This window comes from Shewanella nanhaiensis (assembly GCF_019457885.1).
GTDB lineage: Bacteria > Pseudomonadota > Gammaproteobacteria > Enterobacterales > Shewanellaceae > Shewanella > Shewanella nanhaiensis.
On the sequence record NZ_JAHZST010000009.1, the window covers coordinates 71,571 to 93,026 of the forward strand.

Below are 21,456 nucleotides of genomic sequence, written 5' to 3' on the forward strand. Positions count from 1 at the left end.
AATAGAAAAAGCGCGTCTCACATTGAGTCGCGCTTTTTGTTTGCTAAACCAATCTTTTAATACATATCAATTAAAATGAACTTCCACTCAAATCACTGCCAACACTATCTGTTATCTTCACCAGCGCATCGACCATACTCGCCTCTCCTGCTGAGTGTCCAGCTAAAGGTAATACTGTGAGACTTGCTTCTGGCCAAGCTTGTGACAGAGCCCAAGGTTGTTTGAGAGGACACACCATGTCATAGCGGCCATGAACGATATGAGTAGGGATCTGTCTTATTTTATCAATACTGGACAATATAGGTTTATGTTCAATAAAGCACAGTTCCAGACTGTAATAGAGCTGGATAATAGCTGCGGCACCTTCGTAGGGCTCGCTAATCATCACTTCTGAGAGGGTTTCAGCAAGTACTTCAGTAAGGCTAAAGCTCCCCTCCCTTAGGGTCACTATCTGTTGCTCCCACTGGTTAAACGCCTGCAACGCCTGTGAGCGGCGAACATCATCAGTACCAACAAGTAAGGCATACAAGCTCTTTAGTGGCATAAGTTGCTCATCATCTGTTAACACTGACATAAGCTGTTTCCAAGCCTCTGGAAACACGTTAGCGGCGCCACCGTCGCTATAGACCCAATCAATATCTTGCTGCCGACCTAAAAACACGCCACGTAGAATCATCGCCTGAACACGCTCTGGATAATGTTCTGCATAAACAAGGGCTAACGTTGCTCCCCAGGAGCCACCAAACACTACCCACCTATCGATATTAAGCCTATCTCTTATCTGCTCAAGATCATCAATTAAATAGTCTGTGTTGTTGTTTTCCAGACAAGCGTAGGGCTTTGAGCGTCCACAGCCCCGTTGATCGAGCAAGATAATCCGATAAAACTCTGGGTTAAAATAACATCGATGTGAAGCCCGGCACCCAGAACCAGGGCCACCGTGGAGGAACACAACCGGTACCCCCTCTGGGTTACCACACTCCTCCACATAAAGCTGATGTACCACCTCCCCTTTATTAGCAGGCATCGAGAGAAAATGATCGGCATAAGGTTCAATATCTGGATACAGTAATCGCATCTTACCCTCTGAGAGTACGCTTAGGTGCGAAGCTAAACATAGCCAATACCGAAACCAAAAGCGTGGCCAGAGAAACCACTAAAAAAGCATTAAGATTTAACTCTTGATAAAGGGCGAATCTTAATAACTCCACACAATAGCTAAATGGATTATAGTTACAAATCCAATATAACCAAAGACTTGCTTCTTTCATCTTCCACAATGGATACAGCGCGCTTGAAAGAAAGAACATAGGGAAAATGACAAAGTTCATTACACCAGCAAAATTCTCTAACTGTTTGATCAAGTTTGAAAGCAGTAAACCCAGCGCCCCTAGAAAAAACGCAATTAAAAAGATAGCTGGTATCGCAGTAAGATAACCCCAAGCAGGGGTATCAACATCCACAAACTGGGCTATCAATAGGAAGATACAAACCTGAATGAGTGACAGGATCGCGGTGGCTATCAGCTTACAAAGCAATAAAAATGGCCTTGGCAGCGGACTCATCAATAACAGCTTCATGCTCCCCATCTCTCTGTCATACACCATAGAGAGTGAGCTCTGCATACCATTAAACAGGACTATCATGCAACACAGGCCTGGGGTGATATATTGCTGGTAAGTAATATAGGTGCCATAGGGTTCCATTATCGATACCCCTAAGGCCGCCCGAAAACCTGCCGCAAACACGACTAGCCAAAGTAAGGGACGGATCAGCGCACTTAGTAAGCGGGTACGCTGCTGTAAAAATCGTAGGAATTCACGCTTAATAATGCCGACTAAGCAATAATAATAGGGCATCATATTAACTCCACTTGCTGAGTCAACTTCCGATATAGCTCAAACAGATCGTTAACCTCATGCTTTTTATAGAGCTGCTGACATTGTCCTGAAGCTCTTATTTGACCTCTGTCTAGCAGTACAAGCTCATCATCAAAGTTTGCTTCATCCATTAAGTGTGTCGCCCACAGGACACAGATATCCATCTCTTTTGCTAATTGTCTAACATGTTCAATAATTAGTAGTCGACTATCTGTATCTAAACCAACGGTGGGTTCATCGAGGAGAATTACTTTAGGTCGATGCATCAAGGCTCGGGTGATCTCTAGCCGTCGTCTGTGGCCGCCATTTAACTGCCTGACACGCTCATTTAGTCGCTGTGATAGCTCAAGCTTTTCAAGGATCGATGTAACACGGTTGAGGGAATCCATCGCAGAGAGCCCGTGTAGCGATCCTTGATAGATCAAATTTTGTTTCACGCTCAAGTCGAGATCTAACGTGCTCTGTTGAAACACTACTCCAAGCTTCGCCAGTGCCGCCCTTCTATGCTGCACTAAATCCAAACCACAAAGCTCAACCTCACCCTGCCCTTGATTAAACAAGCCAGTTAACAGCGAAAATAGTGTGCTCTTTCCAGCTCCATTAGGACCCAGTAGTAGATTAAAGCCTGTACCTAAAGAGAAACTTAGCTGTTTAAGCACCTCTTTATTGCCATATCCGTAGGAGAGATCTCTCACCACGATACTCATTGAATCTCCTTAATCATCACTCCCCATGGATAACGCCCCACCTTTATCGATTTGGTTACTTTCAAGTTTTCTACATCGACTACAGAGACATCTCCGCTGACGCCATTGGTCGTCAAAAGTAAACTTTGATCTTGGTTAAAGGCAAGTTGCCATACCCGCCTTCCTACCAATAGGTATTTTTCAATAGTTAACGTGTTTCTGTCTATCACAGCCAGATGATTTGCTGGACCCAATGCCACAAAGGCGTAACGGCCATCTCTGCTCAGCTCAATTCCTACAGGTTGTACCCTATCACTATGGATCCCATTAATCTCAAACGTAAATGTTTTTACGATCTTCCTTGTAGCAACATCAATCACCACCAGTTCACCACCAATTTCAGAGCTCACCCAAAGGTGCTTATTGTCTTGAGTAAACATGGCAGATCTTGGGCGCGCTGCCACTAAGGTATTATCGAAATTCTCATAGGTTTCGGTATTGATCCAATGGACCATGTTGGTGGTTTCCGAGGTAACCACCACAATTTTGCCATCTGGACTGACCGCTAACCCTTCTGGCTCGACCCCGACATCTATTTGAGTTTTTACTGTACGAGTCGCAATATCAATAACAGTCAGTAGCGCATCATCTTCATTGGAGGTGTAGATAGTTTTCCCGTCAGGGTGCAGCGCAATGGTCTCAGGGTCTTCACCAGAGGGAAGCTCACCAATCACCTCTTCAGTTGCAAGGTCTAAGATCTGGATCGTATCTGAATCACTGGCGCAGATATAAGCTAGAGATTTGTCATGATTAAAGATTATTCCTCTCGGTCTTTGACCTACAGGGATCCGTTTAATCACTTTCTGGCTTGCTAAATCAATCACAGAGATATCATCATCTTTCTCATTGGTGACATAAGCCAGCTCTGTAGCTGATAACGAAAGTGAGAACAGACAGCTTATTCCAAGCAGTGTATTAACTATGACTGGCAGCTTCATATTGACTCCTTTTGACCTACACATTGCGACTCCTGACGATCAAACCCTAAGGTATCAAGTTCGGTCACTGGATGAAGTACCCCAGCTTGGGGAGAGAGCGAAACCACGCCATGGGGCTGAACAAGGGCCATAGGCATCCTCAATTGACCACTCCAATGGCGATAGCTAAGCTTCCTGCCTTTATAGGCTGCCAATTGAAAATCATCTGACTTCATGTAGTTAATAATCTTTAGGGGACTTGCTGTTTTTTGCTGATGAACCGCCTCAGCAACACTTCTCACCGCTAGGTAGGCACTAAAATCGAGCTCATTCATATTGCGCTCAGCCAGTGCACGAAAACGATTTTGTAACTGGGCGGCCCCCCATTGCTCTATGGTGAAATGCCAGGCTAATGCTTCCAACCCAGCGGAGCCCACAACAGGGCGTGGTAAATAGGTGTTAAAGGGAAGGTACTCAGCAAAGTCTTTAGTTCTATCGGCGACATAGACCACATCATAATCATCACGAGTTTGGGTAAACAGTGGAATCTCCTGCTGCGCACTTCGCCTTAAATCAGTATCAAAATGCCACTGTTTCTCACCCAATATTTTGATACCAAAACGTTTAGCTGCACGTTTAAAAGAGTGGTTTAGTGCTATATCTTGCTTATTTTTACCGCTAACCAGTAGCACCTTATTAAAACGTCGGCTGAGCAACCACTGAGCGATGGCATCGGATCTCATCGCATCACTAGGAACAGTATGAAGGGTTGAGCTTAAACACTGTTTATCTCTGAGAAGATCCGATGGCTCATTAACATTAAAGATCAGTAACTGCTTATCCTCAGCCCACTCATCTGCTTTGATCAAAAGCTCAGCTGGCACATCTAAAATAAAATATGACTGACCAGCGTTAACATCAGCTGACAAGCGTGCCAATAGGGCTTTGGCAGAATCAAACTCTACATAGTTCAGTTCAAAATGCTGTTTAAGAAACTTACCTGTGGTATTTGAGTCATTAACCGCCAGCTCAGCACCTCGCTCTCCGCTATCGCGTGCCACCTCAATCACATTTGAAAGCGCCGGAGTCTTAGCCTGATTCAGCTTTAAGTAGTTGATGTTTACCTCAATAACACTGCTATCACTCGCCGCCAGTAACGGAGATAGATAAAAGAGTGATAAAAAACAGCAGCGCTTAAATCTAATATTGGTTTTTCTCACCCTAACTCTCTCCTGTCCTATTCCCAAGATTATCTCTTGTTAACCAGCATATAGAAGAAACCTCGAACTACAAAACCTTAGTGCAACAAGAACGCAACAAGGTAACCGAATGAAAAATAATAATTTTATTAACACGAACAGGTTTTCTCTATCATTTCTCCTACTAAAGGAGGAGAGCGAATTGGGCCAAAGTGTAATTCGGAATGGCATATTTGCTGGTTAGTATTTATGCATGAGATCAGAAATTACGATGATAAAGGTGGATTTGAGATGAAAATAGTTAGCGTAAAAAGAGAGTTTCTATTGGCAAGTATGTTTATTGTCGGCGCTTTCAATGTTTCCGCCCATGGGCCTGTTACGCCACAATCCATTGACACAGCATCGCTGCCACAACTTGGTGAAGAGTGGTTAGAGGAAAATCCATATCGAGATCACAATGGCGATAAACAGAGTGATATTTTGCGTATCGGCGCATCTGCCTATAACCAAAACTGCGCACGTTGTCATGGTTTAGAGGGGATCTCTGGTGGAATCGCACCGGATCTTAGACAACTGGCTCCCGATCTCGATGGCGATGAATGGTACGGATATCGAGTTCAAAATGGCGCAGTACGTAATGGCGCTGTCTACATGCCCAAGATGACAGAACATCTGACTCAAGAAGCGCTTTGGGCTATCCGGACCTGGTTAGAGTCTGTCAGTGAAGAGAATTAACTCACTGGCTCTAGGGCTTTGCCTACTCACTTGCGTACTCACAGCCCCGAGCTTAGTAGCTAGATCATTTGATGACATTATAGAGAGCCAATACATCACTGTGGCTGTCTATCGTGATTTTGCGCCCTTCTCCTATCAAGTTGATAACGCAGCTTACGGGATAGATATTGATCTAGCTCATCAAATAGCTAAGGAGTTGGGAGTTGATCTACGCTTGAGGTGGATGACAGCCGATGAGAATGTAGAGGACGATTTAAGAAACAACCTCTGGAAGGGCCACTTTCTAAAACGCAGTGTGGCAGATCTGATGTTGCGAGTCCCCTATGACAAAGCCTACTCCTTGATGCGTGATGATATCGGTGAACTTGTCCATGAACAGGTACATATGTTTGCCCCCTACCATACTGAGTCATGGCAGATCATCTATAACGCGACACAGATAGAGTCCGTCTCCACCATTGCCGTGTTTCAATACCATGATATCGGTGTCGAAGTTGACTCAATTCCCCAGTTTTATCTGACCTCAGCCTTTGGTGGCCGAATGCGCGAGCGAGCCAAGCACTTCTCATCCATCCCTTTAGCTATCGATGCCATGAGCAAAGGCGAAGTGGATGCCGCCATGGGACTGAGAAGCCAAATAAGCCACTATCAGCAGGAGATTGACACCAAAAAATATCTACTCGCGCAAAATGCTTTTCCTATGATGGGACGTCAACAGTGGGATATCGGCATGGCTATCAAGAGTCAATACAGGCAGTTAGGCTATGCCATTGGCGATATCGTTGAAACCATGATCAAGCAGGGGGAGATGGAGAAAATATTTATCAAGTATCACACCATCTACCAAACTCCCGAGCTCTATCTTCCCACTAAAACTCATCCTTAGTTGTCCTACTAAGTGATGATACAAATCCCTATGGGGTGTAATAGGCGAGCAGATAGATACGTTTTACGCTGTATACCTAAGCTACCACAAACAGCTCGTTTCAGAGCTTCCGTAGGATAGCTGAGCTAGTTAGTAATTAAGGCAAAGGTGACTCCCTTGCCGTGTCACTAACAATACAAAACACGCTACACCTAAGGTTAACTGGACACGATCCCGTGAGGAAATACAATGATAAAAACATGTAAAAATAATAAGTTATCATTATCTCTTTGTATTACATTAGCGCTCTGTGGTACTGCGAGTGCTAATGTAACCAATAAGGATATCGCTAACGACCAGATGACAACAGATGATGTTGTCTCTTATGGAATGGGACTACAAGGTCAAAGATATAGCCCTCTTACTAAGATTAATACCAGTACAGTTAAAGAGATGCGACCCGCTTGGGCTTTCTCCTTAGGGGGTGAGAAACAGCGTGGTCAAGAATCACAACCTATGATCAAAGATGGCGTCATGTATATTACTGGCTCCTATTCACGTGTATACGCCATCGACGCCAGAACCGGCGAAGAGTTGTGGCAGTATGACGCTAGATTACCCGATGGGATCATGCCCTGCTGTGATGTGATCAACCGTGGTGTAGCCCTCTATGATGACCTTGTAATTTTTGGCACCTTAGACGCTAAGCTCGTTGCACTAAATAAAGATACTGGCAAAGTCGTATGGAAGAAGAAAGTTGAAGACTACAAAGCCGGTTACTCAATCACAGCAGCCCCGATTGTCGTCAAAGGCAAGATTATAACCGGTGTCTCTGGTGGTGAGTTCGGTATTGTCGGTAAAGTCAGAGCCTATGATGCTAAAAATGGTCAAATCGTGTGGGAGCGCCCTACAGTTGAAGGCCATATGGGTTATATCTGGAAAAACGGCAAAAAGGTCGATAATGGGATCTCAGGAGGCAAACCGGGTCAAACATGGCCTGGGGATCTATGGAAATCTGGCGGCGCAGCACCATGGCTGGGTGGTACTTATGATGCCGATGTGGATCTCCTCTTCTTCGGTACTGGTAACCCGGCGCCATGGAACTCACACCTACGTCCAGGTGACAACTACTTCTCAGCATCACGCTTAGCCATCGATCCCGATACCGGAAAGATTGTCTGGCACTTTCAGACCACGCCGCATGATGGCTGGGATTATGATGGCGTCAATGAGCTGATCCCATTTGATTACAAAGAGAAAGGCAAAACCATTAAAGCCGCAGCAACGGCCGATCGTAATGGATTTTTCTATGTACTCAACCGTGAAAATGGCGACTTTATCCGCGGCTTTCCCTTCTCAGATAAGATCTCTTGGGCCTCAGGCTTAGATGAAAACGGCCGTCCTATCTTTGTTGACGACAATCGCCCCGGCAACCCTATGGACTCTGCTGATGGCAAGCAAGGGAAAACGGTGGTTGCAGCTCCCTCCTTCCTAGGTGGAAAAAACTGGATGCCGATGGCCTATAGCCAAGATACAGAGCTCTTCTATGTTCCCTCAAATGAGTGGGAGATGGATATCTGGAATGAACCAACCGCCTATAAAAAGGGCGCGGCTTATTTAGGTGCAGGCTTTACGATTAAAGCGATCAATGATGATTATATTGGTGTACTCAAAGCGATAGATCCTAAAACTGGTAAAGAGGTTTGGCGTTACAAAAACTACTCTCCTCTTTGGGGCGGGGTGTTAACCACTGCCGGTAACCTCGTCTTCATGGGAAATCCAGAGGGGTATCTGCTAGCCTTTAATGCTAAGACTGGTGAGCTCAAATACAAGTTCAATACTGGCTCAGGCATCGTTGGCTCTCCTGTGACCTGGGACATGGATGGTGAGCAGTATCTTTCCGTCCTCTCTGGTTGGGGCGGCGCGGTACCGCTTTGGGGGGGCGATGTAGCCAAACGTATTAAGCACCTAAACCAAGGTGGCAGTGTCTGGACCTTTAAGTTACCTAAAAGCTAAAAGCTGTCCATAAGAAGTCATACCTGTAAAAGGGCTGTCACTGACAGCCCTTTCTATTTTTGAGCCAACGCCGAGAGTCAATGCCCAATTCCCCTAGTTAATGTCAGGTTTTATCGCTATAAATCATGGCGTTTTAACAATTCATCATACTAACTTCCTTCTAAAGTATGAGTTTTTTTGTGCCAAGGGATCATGTTTTGTCTTGAAGCGCAGGACTACTATGAATCATCAAGAAGCTTTGGATTACCCCAGAGCAAACAAAAACAAGACCATGGAAAAGAGGCAAACTCTGGCAGGTCTAGATTCGAGGTGAAATATGATTTATGCATATCCGGGTAGCGACAATTCAATAGTTTCTTTTAAGGCGCAATATGAAAACTTTATCGGTGGTAAGTGGGTACCACCAGTAAAAGGTGTCTATTTTAGTAATACGACCCCAGTTACCGGTGAAGAGTTTTGTAAAATACCTCGCTCATGCGCACAAGATATAGAGCTCGCATTAGACGCCGCTCACAGCGCTAAAGAGGCATGGGGCAGCACCTCAGTACAGGAGCGCTCAAACATCTTATTAAAGATTGCCGATCGCATCGACGAAAATCTAGAGGCTCTGGCCGTCGCTGAGACATGGGATAACGGTAAAGCCGTACGTGAAACCTTAGCCGCAGATCTGCCCTTAAGCTCAGATCATTTCCGCTACTATGCAGGATGTATTCGTGCTCAAGAAGGCACACTGTCAGAGATAGACAAAGACACAGTAGCTTACCACTTCCATGAGCCACTTGGCGTTGTCGGTCAAATTATCCCCTGGAACTTTCCGCTACTGATGGCGGCATGGAAACTAGCTCCAGCATTAGCTGCAGGTAACTGCATTGTACTTAAACCTGCTGAGCAAACCCCAGCGAGTATTCTGCTATTAATTGAGTTAATCGAAGATCTACTGCCTGCGGGTGTACTGAACGTAGTCAATGGTTATGGTAGAGAGGCCGGTGAAGCGCTGGCCACCAGCACACGTATCGCTAAAATCGCCTTTACTGGCTCTACGGCAGTCGGTGGACACATCTTAAAATGTGCAGCCGAGAACTTAATCCCCTCAACAGTTGAGTTAGGCGGTAAGTCACCTAACATCTATTTTGGTGATGTGACTCAACATGAAGATGATTACCTTGATAAGTGCGCCGAAGGTTTTGTACTAGGCTTCTTTAACCAAGGAGAGGTCTGTACCTGCCCATCTCGCGCATTAGTCCAAGAAGATATATTCGACGAGTTTATGGCTAAAGTGCTACAAAAAACCAAAGAGATCATACGTGGCAACCCACTCGATACCACCACTATGGTTGGTGCTCAAGCATCCCAAGAACAGTTTGATAAGATCATGGGCTACTTGAAAATAGGCAATCAGGAGGGGGCAAAAGTACTAACTGGCGGCGATCAGGAAAGCTTAGAAGACTCGCTTGGCAATGGTTTCTATGTACAACCGACCATTCTTCAAGGTGATAACTCCATGAGGATCTTCCAGGAGGAGATCTTTGGCCCTGTGATTGCGGTAACCACCTTTAAAGATGAAGCAGAAGCGCTAGCCATCGCCAACGATTCAGCTTACGGCTTAGGTGCCGGTGTCTGGACGCGTGATACTAACCTTGCCTACCGAATGGGACGAGGCCTACAAGCAGGACGTGTATGGACAAACTGTTACCACCTTTATCCTGCTCATGCTGCATTCGGCGGTTACAAGAAGTCCGGTATTGGTCGTGAAACCCATAAGATGATGTTAGATCATTATCAGCAAACCAAGAACCTACTCGTGAGCTACAGTACTAGCCCGCTCGGTTTCTTCTAGTCGCTTTTATTTCAACACCAAGGCAAACGGCTCACACATAAAATGTGTGGGCCAAAAATAGTAAAGCTTTCGGGGCGTTAGCATGGCACTTTTAAGGTGGATAAGACTCGGTCACTTTCCCAACTTCAGCCTCCTTTTGATGTTAACGCTCCCTTTTATCCCTCCTATAAGCTTTGCTAATAGTGATGTCACCGAGATCCCAACAGAGATAATCCACCTCTTTCCCACAGCAACCAGAATCGGTTTGCAAGATAAAGAATTACCAGTCACCCCTGTCTATCAACTCAATCAACTCTTAGGTTATGTGTTTGAAACCGATGAGCTCACTGATTTTATCGGCTTTTCTGGCGAGTCTATTAACCTACTCATCGGCCTAGATACCAAAGGTGTCATGACAGGACTTCAGGTCATTAAACATCATGAACCGATATTTTTACATGGCTTAGGTGAGTCATTCATGTTCAGCTTCGTAGAGCAATACAAGGGGCATTCAGTCAAAGAGCGCTTTATCATCAATAGCCAAGATAAAACCTCTCAGCAAGCCACCTATTTTGATGGTGTGACTCGCGCAACAGTGTCAGTGATGGTGATCAATGACACCATTTTAGCCTCGGCGCTTAAAGTCGCTAGAGCTAAGCTTGAGGGATTTGTTGCCGCCTCTCCCTATGTCATAAAACAAGATTATTTTTCCCCTATGGGCTTTGATGAATTACTTGAGTCAGGTTACCTTCAACACTGGCAATCATCCCAAACAGAGCTCAACGCTCTACCCGGTGAACTCATTAATGAGATTGAGCAACTGACAGAGGAAAGTGAGCTAGCAGGAGAGTTGCATTTTATCGATCTCTATTTTGGTGTTGCAAATATTCCTATCATAGGGAAGAACCTGCTAGGCGAGCGAGAATACCAGCGCCTATTAGAGAGCCTAAAACCAGGCGAATACGCCTTGATGTTATTAAATCGCGGCCAATACTCATTTATCAATAAGGAATTTATCCCCCAAACAGTCTCTAATCGGTTAAGCGCCGTGCAAAATGGATTTCCAGTGGATCTACGCGATATCGATTTTTACAGTTTCAGCGAGCCTCTATTTAATACAGATATGCCTGAGTTCAGCGATATCAAGGTGTTTAGAATAAAGTCTCAATCTGGCTTTGAGCTACACAGTCAGTTTGAATTAGGCCTCTCTCTGTTCTACAACCAGTCTTTTTTAAGCCAAAAACAGCACAAATTCCTCTACCAAGTTCAACTACCTGAACAACTATTTGTAAAACAGATATCGCCAGACACTTTAATACCTCAAACTCCACTCTGGCTAACCATTTGGCAGAGTAGGCAGATAGAAATAGCGGTGACCATACTCTATCTGTTTCTGCTAACACTCATCTTCATAAAGCAGCAATCGCTTGCCTCTAATGCCAAGCTCACCCACTCAATTCGAAACCTTGCTTTGCTATTCGTGGTCGGCTTTATCGGCTTCTATAGCCAAGGGCAACTCTCAGTGGTAAACATCTATACCTTGCTGCTCTCTATCGTTAATGGGTTTCAGTTGGAGGTTTTCCTGTTTGATCCCATTATCTTTATTCTGTGGGTATTTGTGTTTGTGACTCTCTTCCTCTGGGGAAGAGGTCTCTTTTGTGGTTGGCTATGCCCCTTCGGTGCCCTGCAGGAGTTTATGGCTCTGCTGGCTCAAAAATTAAACATCAAGCAGATACAGGTCAATCCCAAGGCTGACATGTATGGACGAATGCTCAAATATCTAATCCTATTCACATTAGTCGCAACAGCGTTTTACTCCCTCACACTCGCGGAGCAACTGGCGGAGGTGGAGCCATTTAAAACCAGTATTACCTTGAACTTTATTCGTTACTGGCCGTTTACACTCTATGCCATCGTGCTACTTCTGCTTAGTCTAAAGCTCCATAAGTTCTACTGTCGTTATCTCTGTCCACTGGGCGCAGGTCTTGCTCTGCTGGGACGTTACCCTCTGTTTAAGTGGTTAACTAGGCGAAAAGAGTGCGGCGCACCTTGTCATCTGTGTCAGCGTAAAAAGTGTGGCATAGAGGCGATTAACAATAATGGATCTATCAATTACAGTGAATGCATTCAATGTCTTGAATGCTTAGTGACCATAGAGAGTCCTAAACTATGTGTGGTAGATAGATATGGTCAAAAAGGCAGTAAACCTACTAGAGTAAAACCAGTAAGTGATAATAAAGGTGTGATTTATTGTACAAAAAGTGAAGTTTAGGGGCGTTTTCGTCCTTTTTTCCGCCCAAAGTATAATGTTTTATTTTTTTAGCAGCTTTTATATTGGAATACAGTAATACATAAAATAACCGTGGAGGAGCAAGCGATGTGGACCAAACCAAAATTTGAAGATATGCGTCTAGGTTTTGAAGTTACTCTTTATATCAGTAACCGTTAAACAAAAATCCCCATAACCTTAAGTTGTGGGGATTTTTTTATAAAAATAATAACGATAAAAGAGGACACTTGCTCTATGCAGATACTCATTCTTGGCTCAGCAGCGGGTGGCGGGTTCCCACAATGGAACTGTCATTGCGATAATTGTGAAGGAGTGCGTAGTGGGCGCATAAAAGCCCAAGCAAGGACCCAATCCTCTATTGCAGTCAGCCCTGACGGTGAGAACTGGGTGCTGATCAATGCATCCCCTGATATACGTCAACAGATCAATCAATCACCACAGCTTTGGCCCGATGAAGGTCAAAGAGGCAGTAAGATAAGAGCAGCAGTACTCTCTGATAGCCAAATCGATCACACCACAGGTCTACTAACCCTTAGGGAGGGACTTCCTCTTCCTGTTTACTGCACAGATGTTGTTCATGAAGATTTATCTGGAGCTTATCCGCTTTTTAACCTACTGAGTCATTGGCATGGCGGACTGACACATAGATCCATAGGGACAGATCCCCAGACTCCCTTTACAGTTGAACAGGTGTCAGGTTTAGTGTTTTACCCCATACCATTAGAATCGAATGCGCCGCCCTACTCTCCCTATCGTGATGACATCGTACCCGGCAATAATATTGGCCTCAAAATTCTTGATAGCAATACAGGCAAGTATCTCTTTTATGCACCTGGTATCGTCAAATCAAACTCGCTTGTAGAAACCATGCTAGCTGACGCCGAATGTGCCTTAATCGATGGCACGCTTTGGTTAGACGATGAGATGATAGCCAAAGGCTTTAGTAACAAGCTAGGTTCAGACATGGGTCATATGCCAGTAAATGGTGAGTTTGGCACTGTTGCACTGCTGAAAAAATTTGATATTAAACGCAAGGTACTGATCCATATTAACAATACAAACCCTATTTTAAATGAAGAGTCTGCAGAGCACAGTTATGTGATTGATAACGGTGTTGAAATCGCGACCGACGGTATGGAAATATTGATATAGAGGTAACAATGCAAGCCTGGACTAAAGAAGAATTCGAACAAAAACTCAAAGATAAAGGGTCGCTTTACCATATACACCATCCCTATCATAAGATGATGCATAAAGGTGAGTGTAGCGTTGAACAGATCAGAGGTTGGGTTGCCAACCGCTTCTATTATCAGATCAATATTCCCGTTAAAGATGCGGCCATACTGGCAAACTGTCGCGATATTAAAACCCGTCGTATGTGGATCCAACGCATAGTCGATCATGATGGTTCGATTGAAGATAACACCTTAGGTGGTATCGAGGCTTGGCTAAAACTAGGCGAAGCAGTGGGACTGAGCAGACAAGATATGCTAGATGAAAAGTATATCCTGCCAGGGGTTCGATTCGCGGTTGACGCCTATGTAAATTTTGCCAGACGAGCCTCATGGCAAGAGGCGGCCTGCTCATCACTTACCGAGATGTTTGCGCCAGAGATACACCAGAGTCGCCTTAATACCTGGCCAGAAAACTACCCTTGGATAAAATCGGAAGGGTTAAGCTACTTTCAGATGCGGCTCTCTCAAGCAAGGCGAGATGTTAATCATGGCTTAGCGATCACTTTGGCACATTTTACGACTCGAGAGCAGCAGGAGCATGCACTGAATATTTTGCAGTTTAAACTCGATATTCTTTGGTCCATGTTAGATGCAATGACATTAGCCTATCAGTATGAGCGTGCCCCCTATTCACAGCTTGTTGATACGCCTGTCTACCATAAAGGGATCTTCTGATGACACTGACAGTACCAAAGATGAATCCGCTGTTTAGATTACAGTTTGAAAAAGCCCAAGGCTGTTTTGTCCTTCTCTACCCTGAAGGCATGGTCAAACTCAACGAAAGTGCAGCAGAGATATTGCAGCTTGTTGACGGAAGCGCCTCTGTTGATGAGATACATAAGCAACTGCAACACAAGTTTCCTCAGGCTGGGGACATTAGCCGTGACATCGAAGAGTTTTTACAGGTTGCACAAGAGAAAAGATGGATAAGCTATGTCTGAGAATACCAGTATTGGACCACCACTCTGGCTTTTAGCGGAGCTAACCTACGAGTGCCCGCTGCATTGTGCTTACTGCTCTAACCCTACGGACTTAGGCAAAAGAGAGGATGAGTTAACCACAGAGACATGGCTTGATGTGCTCAGTCAGGCAAGAGAGCTTGGTTCTGTTCAGCTGGGATTCTCTGGGGGGGAGCCTCTGCTTCGAAAAGATCTTGAGATTTTAGTCGAGCATGGTCGCAAGCTGGGCTTTTATACCAACCTAATCACCTCAGGGATTGGACTGACCGAGAAACGGATCAAGCAGTTAAAACTAGCGGGACTGGATCATATCCAAATAAGCTTTCAAGCGGCAGATCCTCAGCTCAATGATGCAATAGCTGGGCGGGGGAAAGCGTTCGAGCAGAAGCGAAAGATGGCCGAGATTGTAAAATCTGAAGGCTACCCTATGGTGTTAAACTTTGTGATCTCTAAACAAAATATCGCGCAGATCCCGCAAATATTAGCCTTAAGTTGTCAGCTAAATGCCGATTATGTTGAGTTGGCGACGGCGCAATATTACGGTTGGGCATATGATAATCGCGATCACTTGCTTCCCTCTCAAACCCAGCTTCGTAAAGCCGAGGAAACCGTCAATCAATTTCGCGTGCAACAAGATAATAAAGGACCACAGTTTATCTTTGTCACTCCTGACTATTATGAGGATCGCCCAAAGGCTTGTATGAATGGTTGGGGAAGTACATTTCTTACCATAACCCCAGATGGCAGCGCGCTACCTTGTCACAGCGCCAAGATACTTCCGCTCACCTTTCCTAATGTAGTGGATAAAACCGTCACAGAGATCTGGCAAAACGATTTCTCTTTTAACCATTTCAGGGGAGATAGTTGGATGCCTAAACCCTGTAAGGATTGTGATGAAAAGGAGAAAGACTTTGGAGGGTGCCGCTGCCAAGCATTTATGTTGACCGGCGATATGAACCAAACCGATCCCGTTTGCAGCAAATCTGAAGATCACCACCTCATCACTCAGGCCATCGAACAGGCAAGCGCCCCAAAGAGTGCCATCAAGCACCGTAAACGAGTCGCGGATATCGCTTTAGTTAAGTTATGAGCAGCCATTTTCAACAAGAGGAGGTGTTAAACTTTCCTGAATATGCAGCAACTGGATACCGACACAGTTCAGGACTTCTCCATCTGGATATAAAACAGCAAGGAAGCCTTCCCTCCTTAAACTCTCAAACAGCGCCTCACTCTACACCAGAGCCCAAAAAGAAAAGTACAGCATATATCGCAGTTTTTTTTATCAAGACCCCAAGTCATGACGACTCCGGATTAACCCATGCGTTAGAGCATCTAGTTTTTAGACGTAGTAAGGCTTATCCCCATCTAAGTACCCTGTTTCAGCTTACCTCCCTGACAAGTGCTAGCATTAACGCGTCGACCTTAGATGAGTACACCTGCTTTCACTGCACTAGCGATAACAGGTATGATTTTGAGCTTGCTCTGGAGTATCTAATCCATGGCATATTATCTCCTGTGATCACTCAAGATGATCTCACTCAAGAGGTTTATGATGGCAACCATTGCGGGGTTATCTTTCAAGAGTTGAAGGGTTGTGAGCGCAAGCCAGATCACCTTGAGCAGATGCAGATCCTCAGAGGCGATACAGCCCCGCAGCGGATCCACTGCTATGGTGGAGTCAGTAACACACTTGGGCAGTTAACACTGGGCTCTATCATCGAATATCACCAGACACATTATCAAGCAAGTAAAATTGAGCTGTTTACCGTATTACCAGATAACAATGAGATAGCCCAGCTACATGGGCTTCTAGACAAGGCCCTGACACGATTAGGTCAATCAAAGCCAAGTGCGAAAACCGATTTAAGTACTTCAGTTGCTAAATCAGATGCTTCCGCCCATACGTCTTCAGAGAAAGGAGAAGCTCAAACATACCAAGAGTCTCCAGAAAAAATCTATACTTGGTGGCTAGATTCGGGCTATCTCAACCTTATTCTTGCCCAGTTCGATGAGCTAGTGGCTTTAGTCGATAAGGCTGGTACAAAAATACTAGCCATCTCCACAGACTTTAATAAGCTGCAACAGTTTGCGCTACGCGTTATCAGCCGACCCAATCAAATTCAGCAAACTCAAGAAACTCTTCTACACTATCTATCGACTCAAAACCTTGAGCCCACAATCCCTGATAGGCGTAACCCTAGGTATCCAGAGCAGATCAATAACATTATTCAATTTCATACCTTACGTAATACTCATTTTAAAGTTAAGCAGTGTGACTTGCTTGAGCAGCTTAAACAGCCCCCTTTAAGCAGCCGTTTGGCTCATATTCAAACTAATGGAAAAAAGATACACGATAACCTCTCAGCCCTAAAAGCCGTGTTCAGCTCAGTCCATGAACCTTTAGCAATACCATCAGCTATTTGTCAGGTGCAATTAAAACACTATGAATCTAAAACGAGCTCTGCAGTAAGCGGTTATTGTAAACAGAGTAAGCTCCCTCAACCTCTCCATATTCTCTACCTAAAGCTTAATCAATTAAAAGAAAACGAGCACTCGCCTGCATTTAACGTTAATGTAACAAAAGCGTCCCAAGCCAAGAGTGAGGAGCATTGGCTATGCTCTGTCTCTATTGATAGCGATGAGCAGTTAACTGCTTGGCTGACAAGCTTTGTATTGGGAGCTTCATCGCTGTTTCTGCAGCCAAGATTAAGCGGAGAGTGTTATAGCATCGCCAGTTTATACCTTAGTGACACTAAAGAGTTAATCCTCTATAGCGCGTTCGATATTAACGCGAGCTCTCGAGGGGAAACTGTCAGCAATTCGCTAAAAGGTATTTCGGAGGAAACGGCGTTTATCACAGGTGCATTAAGCTTAGCTAAACGAAAGTTACAGATCTTGCATCTTGCTTTTGACATCGATAAACAAAAGGAACTTAAGAGCAATTTAAATCAAATAACAGATAAAACCTTAGTCGGCTTTATAAGGGAGATACAGCGCTTAATCACTCGATAATGACACTTTTGACCACTAGAAATGACATTACAGCTTTGATAACAAAAATAAGATGTCAGTCAGTAACAGGGTAGAAAATGACTAAAATAAAAACAAAATATGCAGTCAGCAGAGATGATAATCCACAGCAGGCCAGTCTGGAAATATTTGAACAACTTGGCCAGCCCCAAGATGGCTTTGTGCTGTTTTACTGCTCAGTGGTCTACCCACTCGACATATTGGCTAAAACGATGAATAAAGAGTTTGGTAGTGTAGAGCTTGCTGGCTGCACCACGGCCGGAGAGCTAACCTGCGAAGGTTACGAGCAGCACTCTATCGTCGCCATCTGGTTCTCACCAGACTATTTTGCCGTCAGCGCAGAGTTAATCGATTCTATCGAGACCTTCAGCTTGATCACCGCGCAAACTAAGGTCAACCGACTACTGGAAACTTGTGGTTCAAAACAGCTTACCGAGATAAAAAACAACACCTTTATGTTGACCTTGATTGATGGACTGTCAACCAAAGAGGAGCAGTTACTCAGTATCTTAAACTCGGCCGCTAACGGTATCCCCCACTTTGGTGGCTCAGCAGGCGATGATATTAACCTCGCCAATACCCATGTGTATCACCATGGAAAGTTTGTTCAGCAAGCAGCCATTGTCATTATGGTTAATACACTATGTCAGTTCGAAGTGTTCAACTGCAACCACATTAAATCCTCGATAGAGAAACTTGTGGTTACCGCAGCTGATGCCAAGAGTCGTACGGTTTATGAGCTTAACTCAGAGCCTGCGGCACTGGAATATGCCCGTTTCTTAGGGGTCGATATCAGCGATCTCAATCCTGAAGTTTTTTCACTCCACCCATTAGCGGTCAAAATTGGTGGCAACTACTATATTCGCTCCATACAAAAAGTGAATAAAACCGATCTTAGTCTCACCTTTTATTGCGCTGTGGATGCAGGCATCGTTCTAAGTGCTGTCGAGATGAGTAATATTATTACTTCCCTGTCGGGGAAATTAGAGACACTCGAACAGAGGTTTGATAAACCTGAGTTGGTACTTGCCTGTGACTGCTTTCTCAGGCGACTTGAGATTGAGCAACGCTCTCTTAATGACGAGATAAAACAGTTACAGGAGCAGTACCGCATTTTTGGTTTTAATACCTATGGCGAACACATCAATGGCATGCATCTAAACCAAACTTTTACCGGTGTTTATATCTCTGGAGAGCTTAATGAGTGAACAAAGCTTAGCCGAAGAGGTCGCTAGACTTAAACTTCAAAACAGCAAGTTAGAGAAGATAAATCAGGTCTTGATGAAACGTGTTGAGGAGGGAGGCGGAAATCAAGATGAGCCCTATGCCGCATTTGAGCACTCAGTGCAGCTCGCTGAGCAGGTTAAGGAGAAGACCCAAGCCCTCAATGACACCTTAGCGCAACTCGAGCGCAGTAACCGAGCACTAAAACAAGCTAACGATCAGGCCAATATATTTAAACAACGCTTTATTGATGCCATTGAGAGTATCTCTGATGCCTTTGTACTGCTCGATAACGATGGTCGGATCATTCTGCAAAATAGTCACTTCGTTAATTTCTGGCAAAAATCTGGTCTTAAAATTGAGGAGGGTGTCAACCTTAATGACTTTAAAGCCCTCGCAAAAACTCGCGGTATTATCTCCCAGGCTTATCCAGGAGATGCCGACAATAGTCCCGTCTATAAACTCTCAGATAATCGCTGGTTCCAACTAAATGAACGCCGAACCCGTGAAGGCGGCTGGGTGATGCTATACACAGACATTACGGCACTGAAAGTCGCAGAGAGTGAACGTTATGAAAAAGCGATGGCTCAAAAATCAAAACTACTGCAAAATCTAGTCGATAATCTCTCCCAAGGGGTTGTACTGATCAGCAGCCATGATCAAGTCGAGGTGTGGAACAAACGCTTTGTTGAGATGAGCAAACTCTCTACACAGAAGTTACGTTCTATGCCCTACTTCACTAATCTTCAAAGCTCCACCGAACTGGAGCTTGAGCCCAAATCAAATACACAAGAGGATCACTATGTTCAGACCCTCTCTAATGGCTCTGTGATTGAGATCCGAGATCATCGCTTAAAAAATGGCAAACTGATTAAAACCTTTACCGATATCACCACTCGCCATAAATACGCTGAGTCTTTGAAGAAGAGTGAGAGTTGGTTAAGGCTAATTACAGATAACGTGCCTGCTATGATCGCCTATGTGGGCTCAGATCTAAAATTTCAGTTTACTAATCAGGTCTATGTTGATTGGTATGGCTGGGCAAAAGGCGAGCTCTATGGTCTTGAACTAGAGCAAAGCCGTATCCATGGGGACTTTATACAGCTGCAACCCTATGTGGATCGCGCCTTAAAAGGGGAAAGTGTCAGTTTTGAAATTGAGGAGTTAAATAGCGCAGGCGAGCCCGCTCACCTGCTTAAATCCTATGTGCCAAACAGAGACAGTACAGGCGCAGTGCTGGGGTTCTTTGTGCTAGTAAGAGACATTACAGCAAGAAGAAACAACGCCTTAGCACTGCAAAAAGCCCATGACCAACTGGAGCTTAGGGTAAAAGAGCGTACCTCCCAACTGCAAAATTTAAACCATGTACTTCAAGTTGAAGTTGAGGAGCGACGTCAAGCTCAGTTGAATTTAACCGCAGCGAAAAGTGAAGCGGAAATTGCCAATATCTCAAAGACCAAGTTTCTCGCTGCCGTCAGCCATGACCTGTTACAGCCCCTTAATGCCGCACAGCTTTTTACTAGCTCACTCGCCGAGCAGGTCTCAGACATCAAGTCATTTTCACTATTAGGCTCCATCTCAAGCTCCTTGGACGATCTGGAGAACCTTATTAGTACACTCGTTGATATCTCTAAGCTCGATGCCGGTGTGGTGAAAGCCGATAAAAGTGCATTTAACCTTGGTGAGCTCCTTAATAATCTCGCTAATGAGTATCAACAAATAACCGACCAATTTGGTGTTGAGCTTCGTCATGTCTCATCTAACGCCATAGTGCACACTGACAGCGTTCTACTGGCTCGAATACTGCGTAACTTTCTCTCTAACGCCTTTAGGTATACAGATAAAGGCAAGGTACTGCTAGGTTGTAGGCGCCAAGGTGACACGATTGTGATTCAGGTATGGGATAATGGCGCCGGGATTGCTAAAAACCAGCTGACTGAAATTTTTGAAGAGTTCAAACGGTTAAAGTCATCACAAACGGCCTTCAGTAATGGTTTAGGCTTAGGTTTAGCCATCGTCGATAAGATCTCCAAGGTGCTTGGTCACCCTATCCAAGTTCGCTCAACACAGGGAAAAGGCTCAGTATTCTCTGTGACGGTCCCAATTGGTGAGATGAGCAGCAATCACAGAGCCGATGATAAGCTCAGCCGAGTATTAGCCAATACCGATCTTGCCGGTCGCAAAATCTGGCTTATCGATAACGACGCCAGTATATGTGATGCCATGTCTCAACTGCTCAATGGATGGCTGTGTGAGGTAGTAACTGCAACCAGTCTGGAAAGTCTCAAAGAGAAAGTGGGTATCAAGTCTGATAGCGCAGATATTTTGATTGTCGATTATCACTTAGATGATGATGTTAATGGTTTAGATGTCGCCATCGAGATCAATCAAAACCGAGAGTCTGATCTCCCAATATTGATGATCACCGCCAACTACAGTGAGGAGCTTAAAACTAAGGCGAAAAAAAGAGGGATCTTACTGCTAAATAAGCCAGTAAAACCGATGAAGTTAAAAACATCTATCTTATACCTGCTGAAATAAAGC

18 protein-coding genes are annotated in these 21,456 nt (G+C 44.6%); 13 read left to right on the forward strand and 5 right to left on the reverse strand.

Annotated features, from left to right (window positions below):
- Positions 1-70: 70 nt before the first annotated feature.
- The 5 genes from pip to K0625_RS13475 are packed head-to-tail and all read right to left on the reverse strand — an operon-like array spanning position 71 to position 4,763.
- A complete protein-coding gene (gene pip, locus K0625_RS13455; RefSeq protein WP_220110168.1) occupies positions 71-1,078 on the reverse strand; it encodes a prolyl aminopeptidase in 1,008 nt (335 codons plus the stop codon).
- Between the two features lies 1 nt (position 1,079).
- Entirely contained in the window at positions 1,080-1,862 is a 783-nt protein-coding gene (locus tag K0625_RS13460; RefSeq protein ID WP_220110169.1) for an ABC transporter permease, read from the reverse strand.
- Positions 1,859-2,587, reverse strand: coding sequence for an ATP-binding cassette domain-containing protein (locus K0625_RS13465; RefSeq protein WP_232847090.1), 729 nt, complete (start codon positions 2,585-2,587; stop codon positions 1,859-1,861). Before K0625_RS13465 ends, K0625_RS13460 begins: the two co-directional genes overlap by 4 nt.
- Positions 2,584-3,564 carry a PQQ-dependent catabolism-associated beta-propeller protein gene (locus K0625_RS13470; RefSeq protein WP_220110170.1) on the reverse strand — a complete coding sequence of 327 codons (981 nt, stop codon included), beginning with the start codon at positions 3,562-3,564 and terminating at the stop codon, positions 2,584-2,586. The genes K0625_RS13465 and K0625_RS13470 overlap by 4 nt, the downstream gene beginning before the upstream one ends.
- Positions 3,561-4,763: an ABC transporter substrate-binding protein gene (locus K0625_RS13475; protein WP_220110171.1), complete on the reverse strand. Its 1,203-nt coding sequence runs from the start codon at positions 4,761-4,763 to the stop codon at positions 3,561-3,563. Before K0625_RS13475 ends, K0625_RS13470 begins: the two co-directional genes overlap by 4 nt.
- A gap of 312 nt (positions 4,764-5,075) precedes the next feature.
- On the opposite strand from K0625_RS13475, the gene pedF reads away from it, so the two are divergent.
- The 13 genes from pedF to K0625_RS13540 all read left to right on the forward strand — a co-directional run bounded on the left by pedF (position 5,076) and on the right by K0625_RS13540 (position 21,453).
- On the forward strand, positions 5,076-5,477 hold the full coding sequence (gene pedF, locus K0625_RS13480) for a cytochrome c-550 PedF (protein ID WP_438944506.1): 402 nt from the start codon (positions 5,076-5,078) through the stop codon (positions 5,475-5,477).
- Positions 5,464-6,363, forward strand: a complete 900-nt coding sequence (locus tag K0625_RS13485; RefSeq protein WP_220110173.1) for a substrate-binding periplasmic protein — start codon at positions 5,464-5,466, stop codon at positions 6,361-6,363. Before pedF ends, K0625_RS13485 begins: the two co-directional genes overlap by 14 nt.
- Before the next feature lie 228 nt (positions 6,364-6,591).
- Positions 6,592-8,358: a PQQ-dependent methanol/ethanol family dehydrogenase gene (locus tag K0625_RS13490; RefSeq protein ID WP_220110174.1), complete on the forward strand. Its 1,767-nt coding sequence runs from the start codon at positions 6,592-6,594 to the stop codon at positions 8,356-8,358.
- A gap of 316 nt (positions 8,359-8,674) precedes the next feature.
- On the forward strand, positions 8,675-10,195 hold the full coding sequence (gene exaC, locus K0625_RS13495; RefSeq protein ID WP_220110175.1) for an acetaldehyde dehydrogenase ExaC: 1,521 nt from the start codon (positions 8,675-8,677) through the stop codon (positions 10,193-10,195).
- Between the two features lie 82 nt (positions 10,196-10,277).
- The gene (locus K0625_RS13500) at positions 10,278-12,446 is read left to right on the forward strand and encodes a 4Fe-4S binding protein (protein WP_438944504.1); all 2,169 of its coding nucleotides are present in this window, start codon (positions 10,278-10,280) and stop codon (positions 12,444-12,446) included.
- A gap of 105 nt (positions 12,447-12,551) precedes the next feature.
- On the forward strand, positions 12,552-12,623 hold the full coding sequence (gene pqqA, locus K0625_RS13505; protein WP_082930703.1) for a pyrroloquinoline quinone precursor peptide PqqA: 72 nt from the start codon (positions 12,552-12,554) through the stop codon (positions 12,621-12,623).
- Between the two features lie 75 nt (positions 12,624-12,698).
- Positions 12,699-13,616 (forward strand): pyrroloquinoline quinone biosynthesis protein PqqB, encoded by a 918-nt coding sequence (pqqB, locus tag K0625_RS13510; protein ID WP_220110176.1) that lies wholly within the window; start codon positions 12,699-12,701, stop codon positions 13,614-13,616.
- Between the two features lie 8 nt (positions 13,617-13,624).
- Positions 13,625-14,374 carry a pyrroloquinoline-quinone synthase PqqC gene (pqqC, locus tag K0625_RS13515; RefSeq protein ID WP_220110177.1) on the forward strand — a complete coding sequence of 250 codons (750 nt, stop codon included), beginning with the start codon at positions 13,625-13,627 and terminating at the stop codon, positions 14,372-14,374.
- Positions 14,374-14,640 (forward strand): pyrroloquinoline quinone biosynthesis peptide chaperone PqqD, encoded by a 267-nt coding sequence (pqqD, locus tag K0625_RS13520; RefSeq protein WP_220110178.1) that lies wholly within the window; start codon positions 14,374-14,376, stop codon positions 14,638-14,640. The genes pqqC and pqqD overlap by 1 nt, the downstream gene beginning before the upstream one ends.
- Positions 14,633-15,748, forward strand: coding sequence for a pyrroloquinoline quinone biosynthesis protein PqqE (gene pqqE, locus K0625_RS13525; protein ID WP_220110179.1), 1,116 nt, complete (start codon positions 14,633-14,635; stop codon positions 15,746-15,748). The genes pqqD and pqqE overlap by 8 nt, the downstream gene beginning before the upstream one ends.
- Entirely contained in the window at positions 15,745-17,670 is a 1,926-nt protein-coding gene (locus K0625_RS13530) for an insulinase family protein (RefSeq protein ID WP_220110180.1), read from the forward strand. The genes pqqE and K0625_RS13530 overlap by 4 nt, the downstream gene beginning before the upstream one ends.
- Before the next feature lie 77 nt (positions 17,671-17,747).
- Positions 17,748-18,896 (forward strand): nitric oxide-sensing protein NosP, encoded by a 1,149-nt coding sequence (gene nosP / locus K0625_RS13535; protein WP_220110181.1) that lies wholly within the window; start codon positions 17,748-17,750, stop codon positions 18,894-18,896.
- Positions 18,889-21,453, forward strand: a complete 2,565-nt coding sequence (locus K0625_RS13540) for a PAS domain-containing hybrid sensor histidine kinase/response regulator (RefSeq protein WP_220110182.1) — start codon at positions 18,889-18,891, stop codon at positions 21,451-21,453. The genes nosP and K0625_RS13540 overlap by 8 nt, the downstream gene beginning before the upstream one ends.
- Positions 21,454-21,456: the final 3 nt, after the last annotated feature.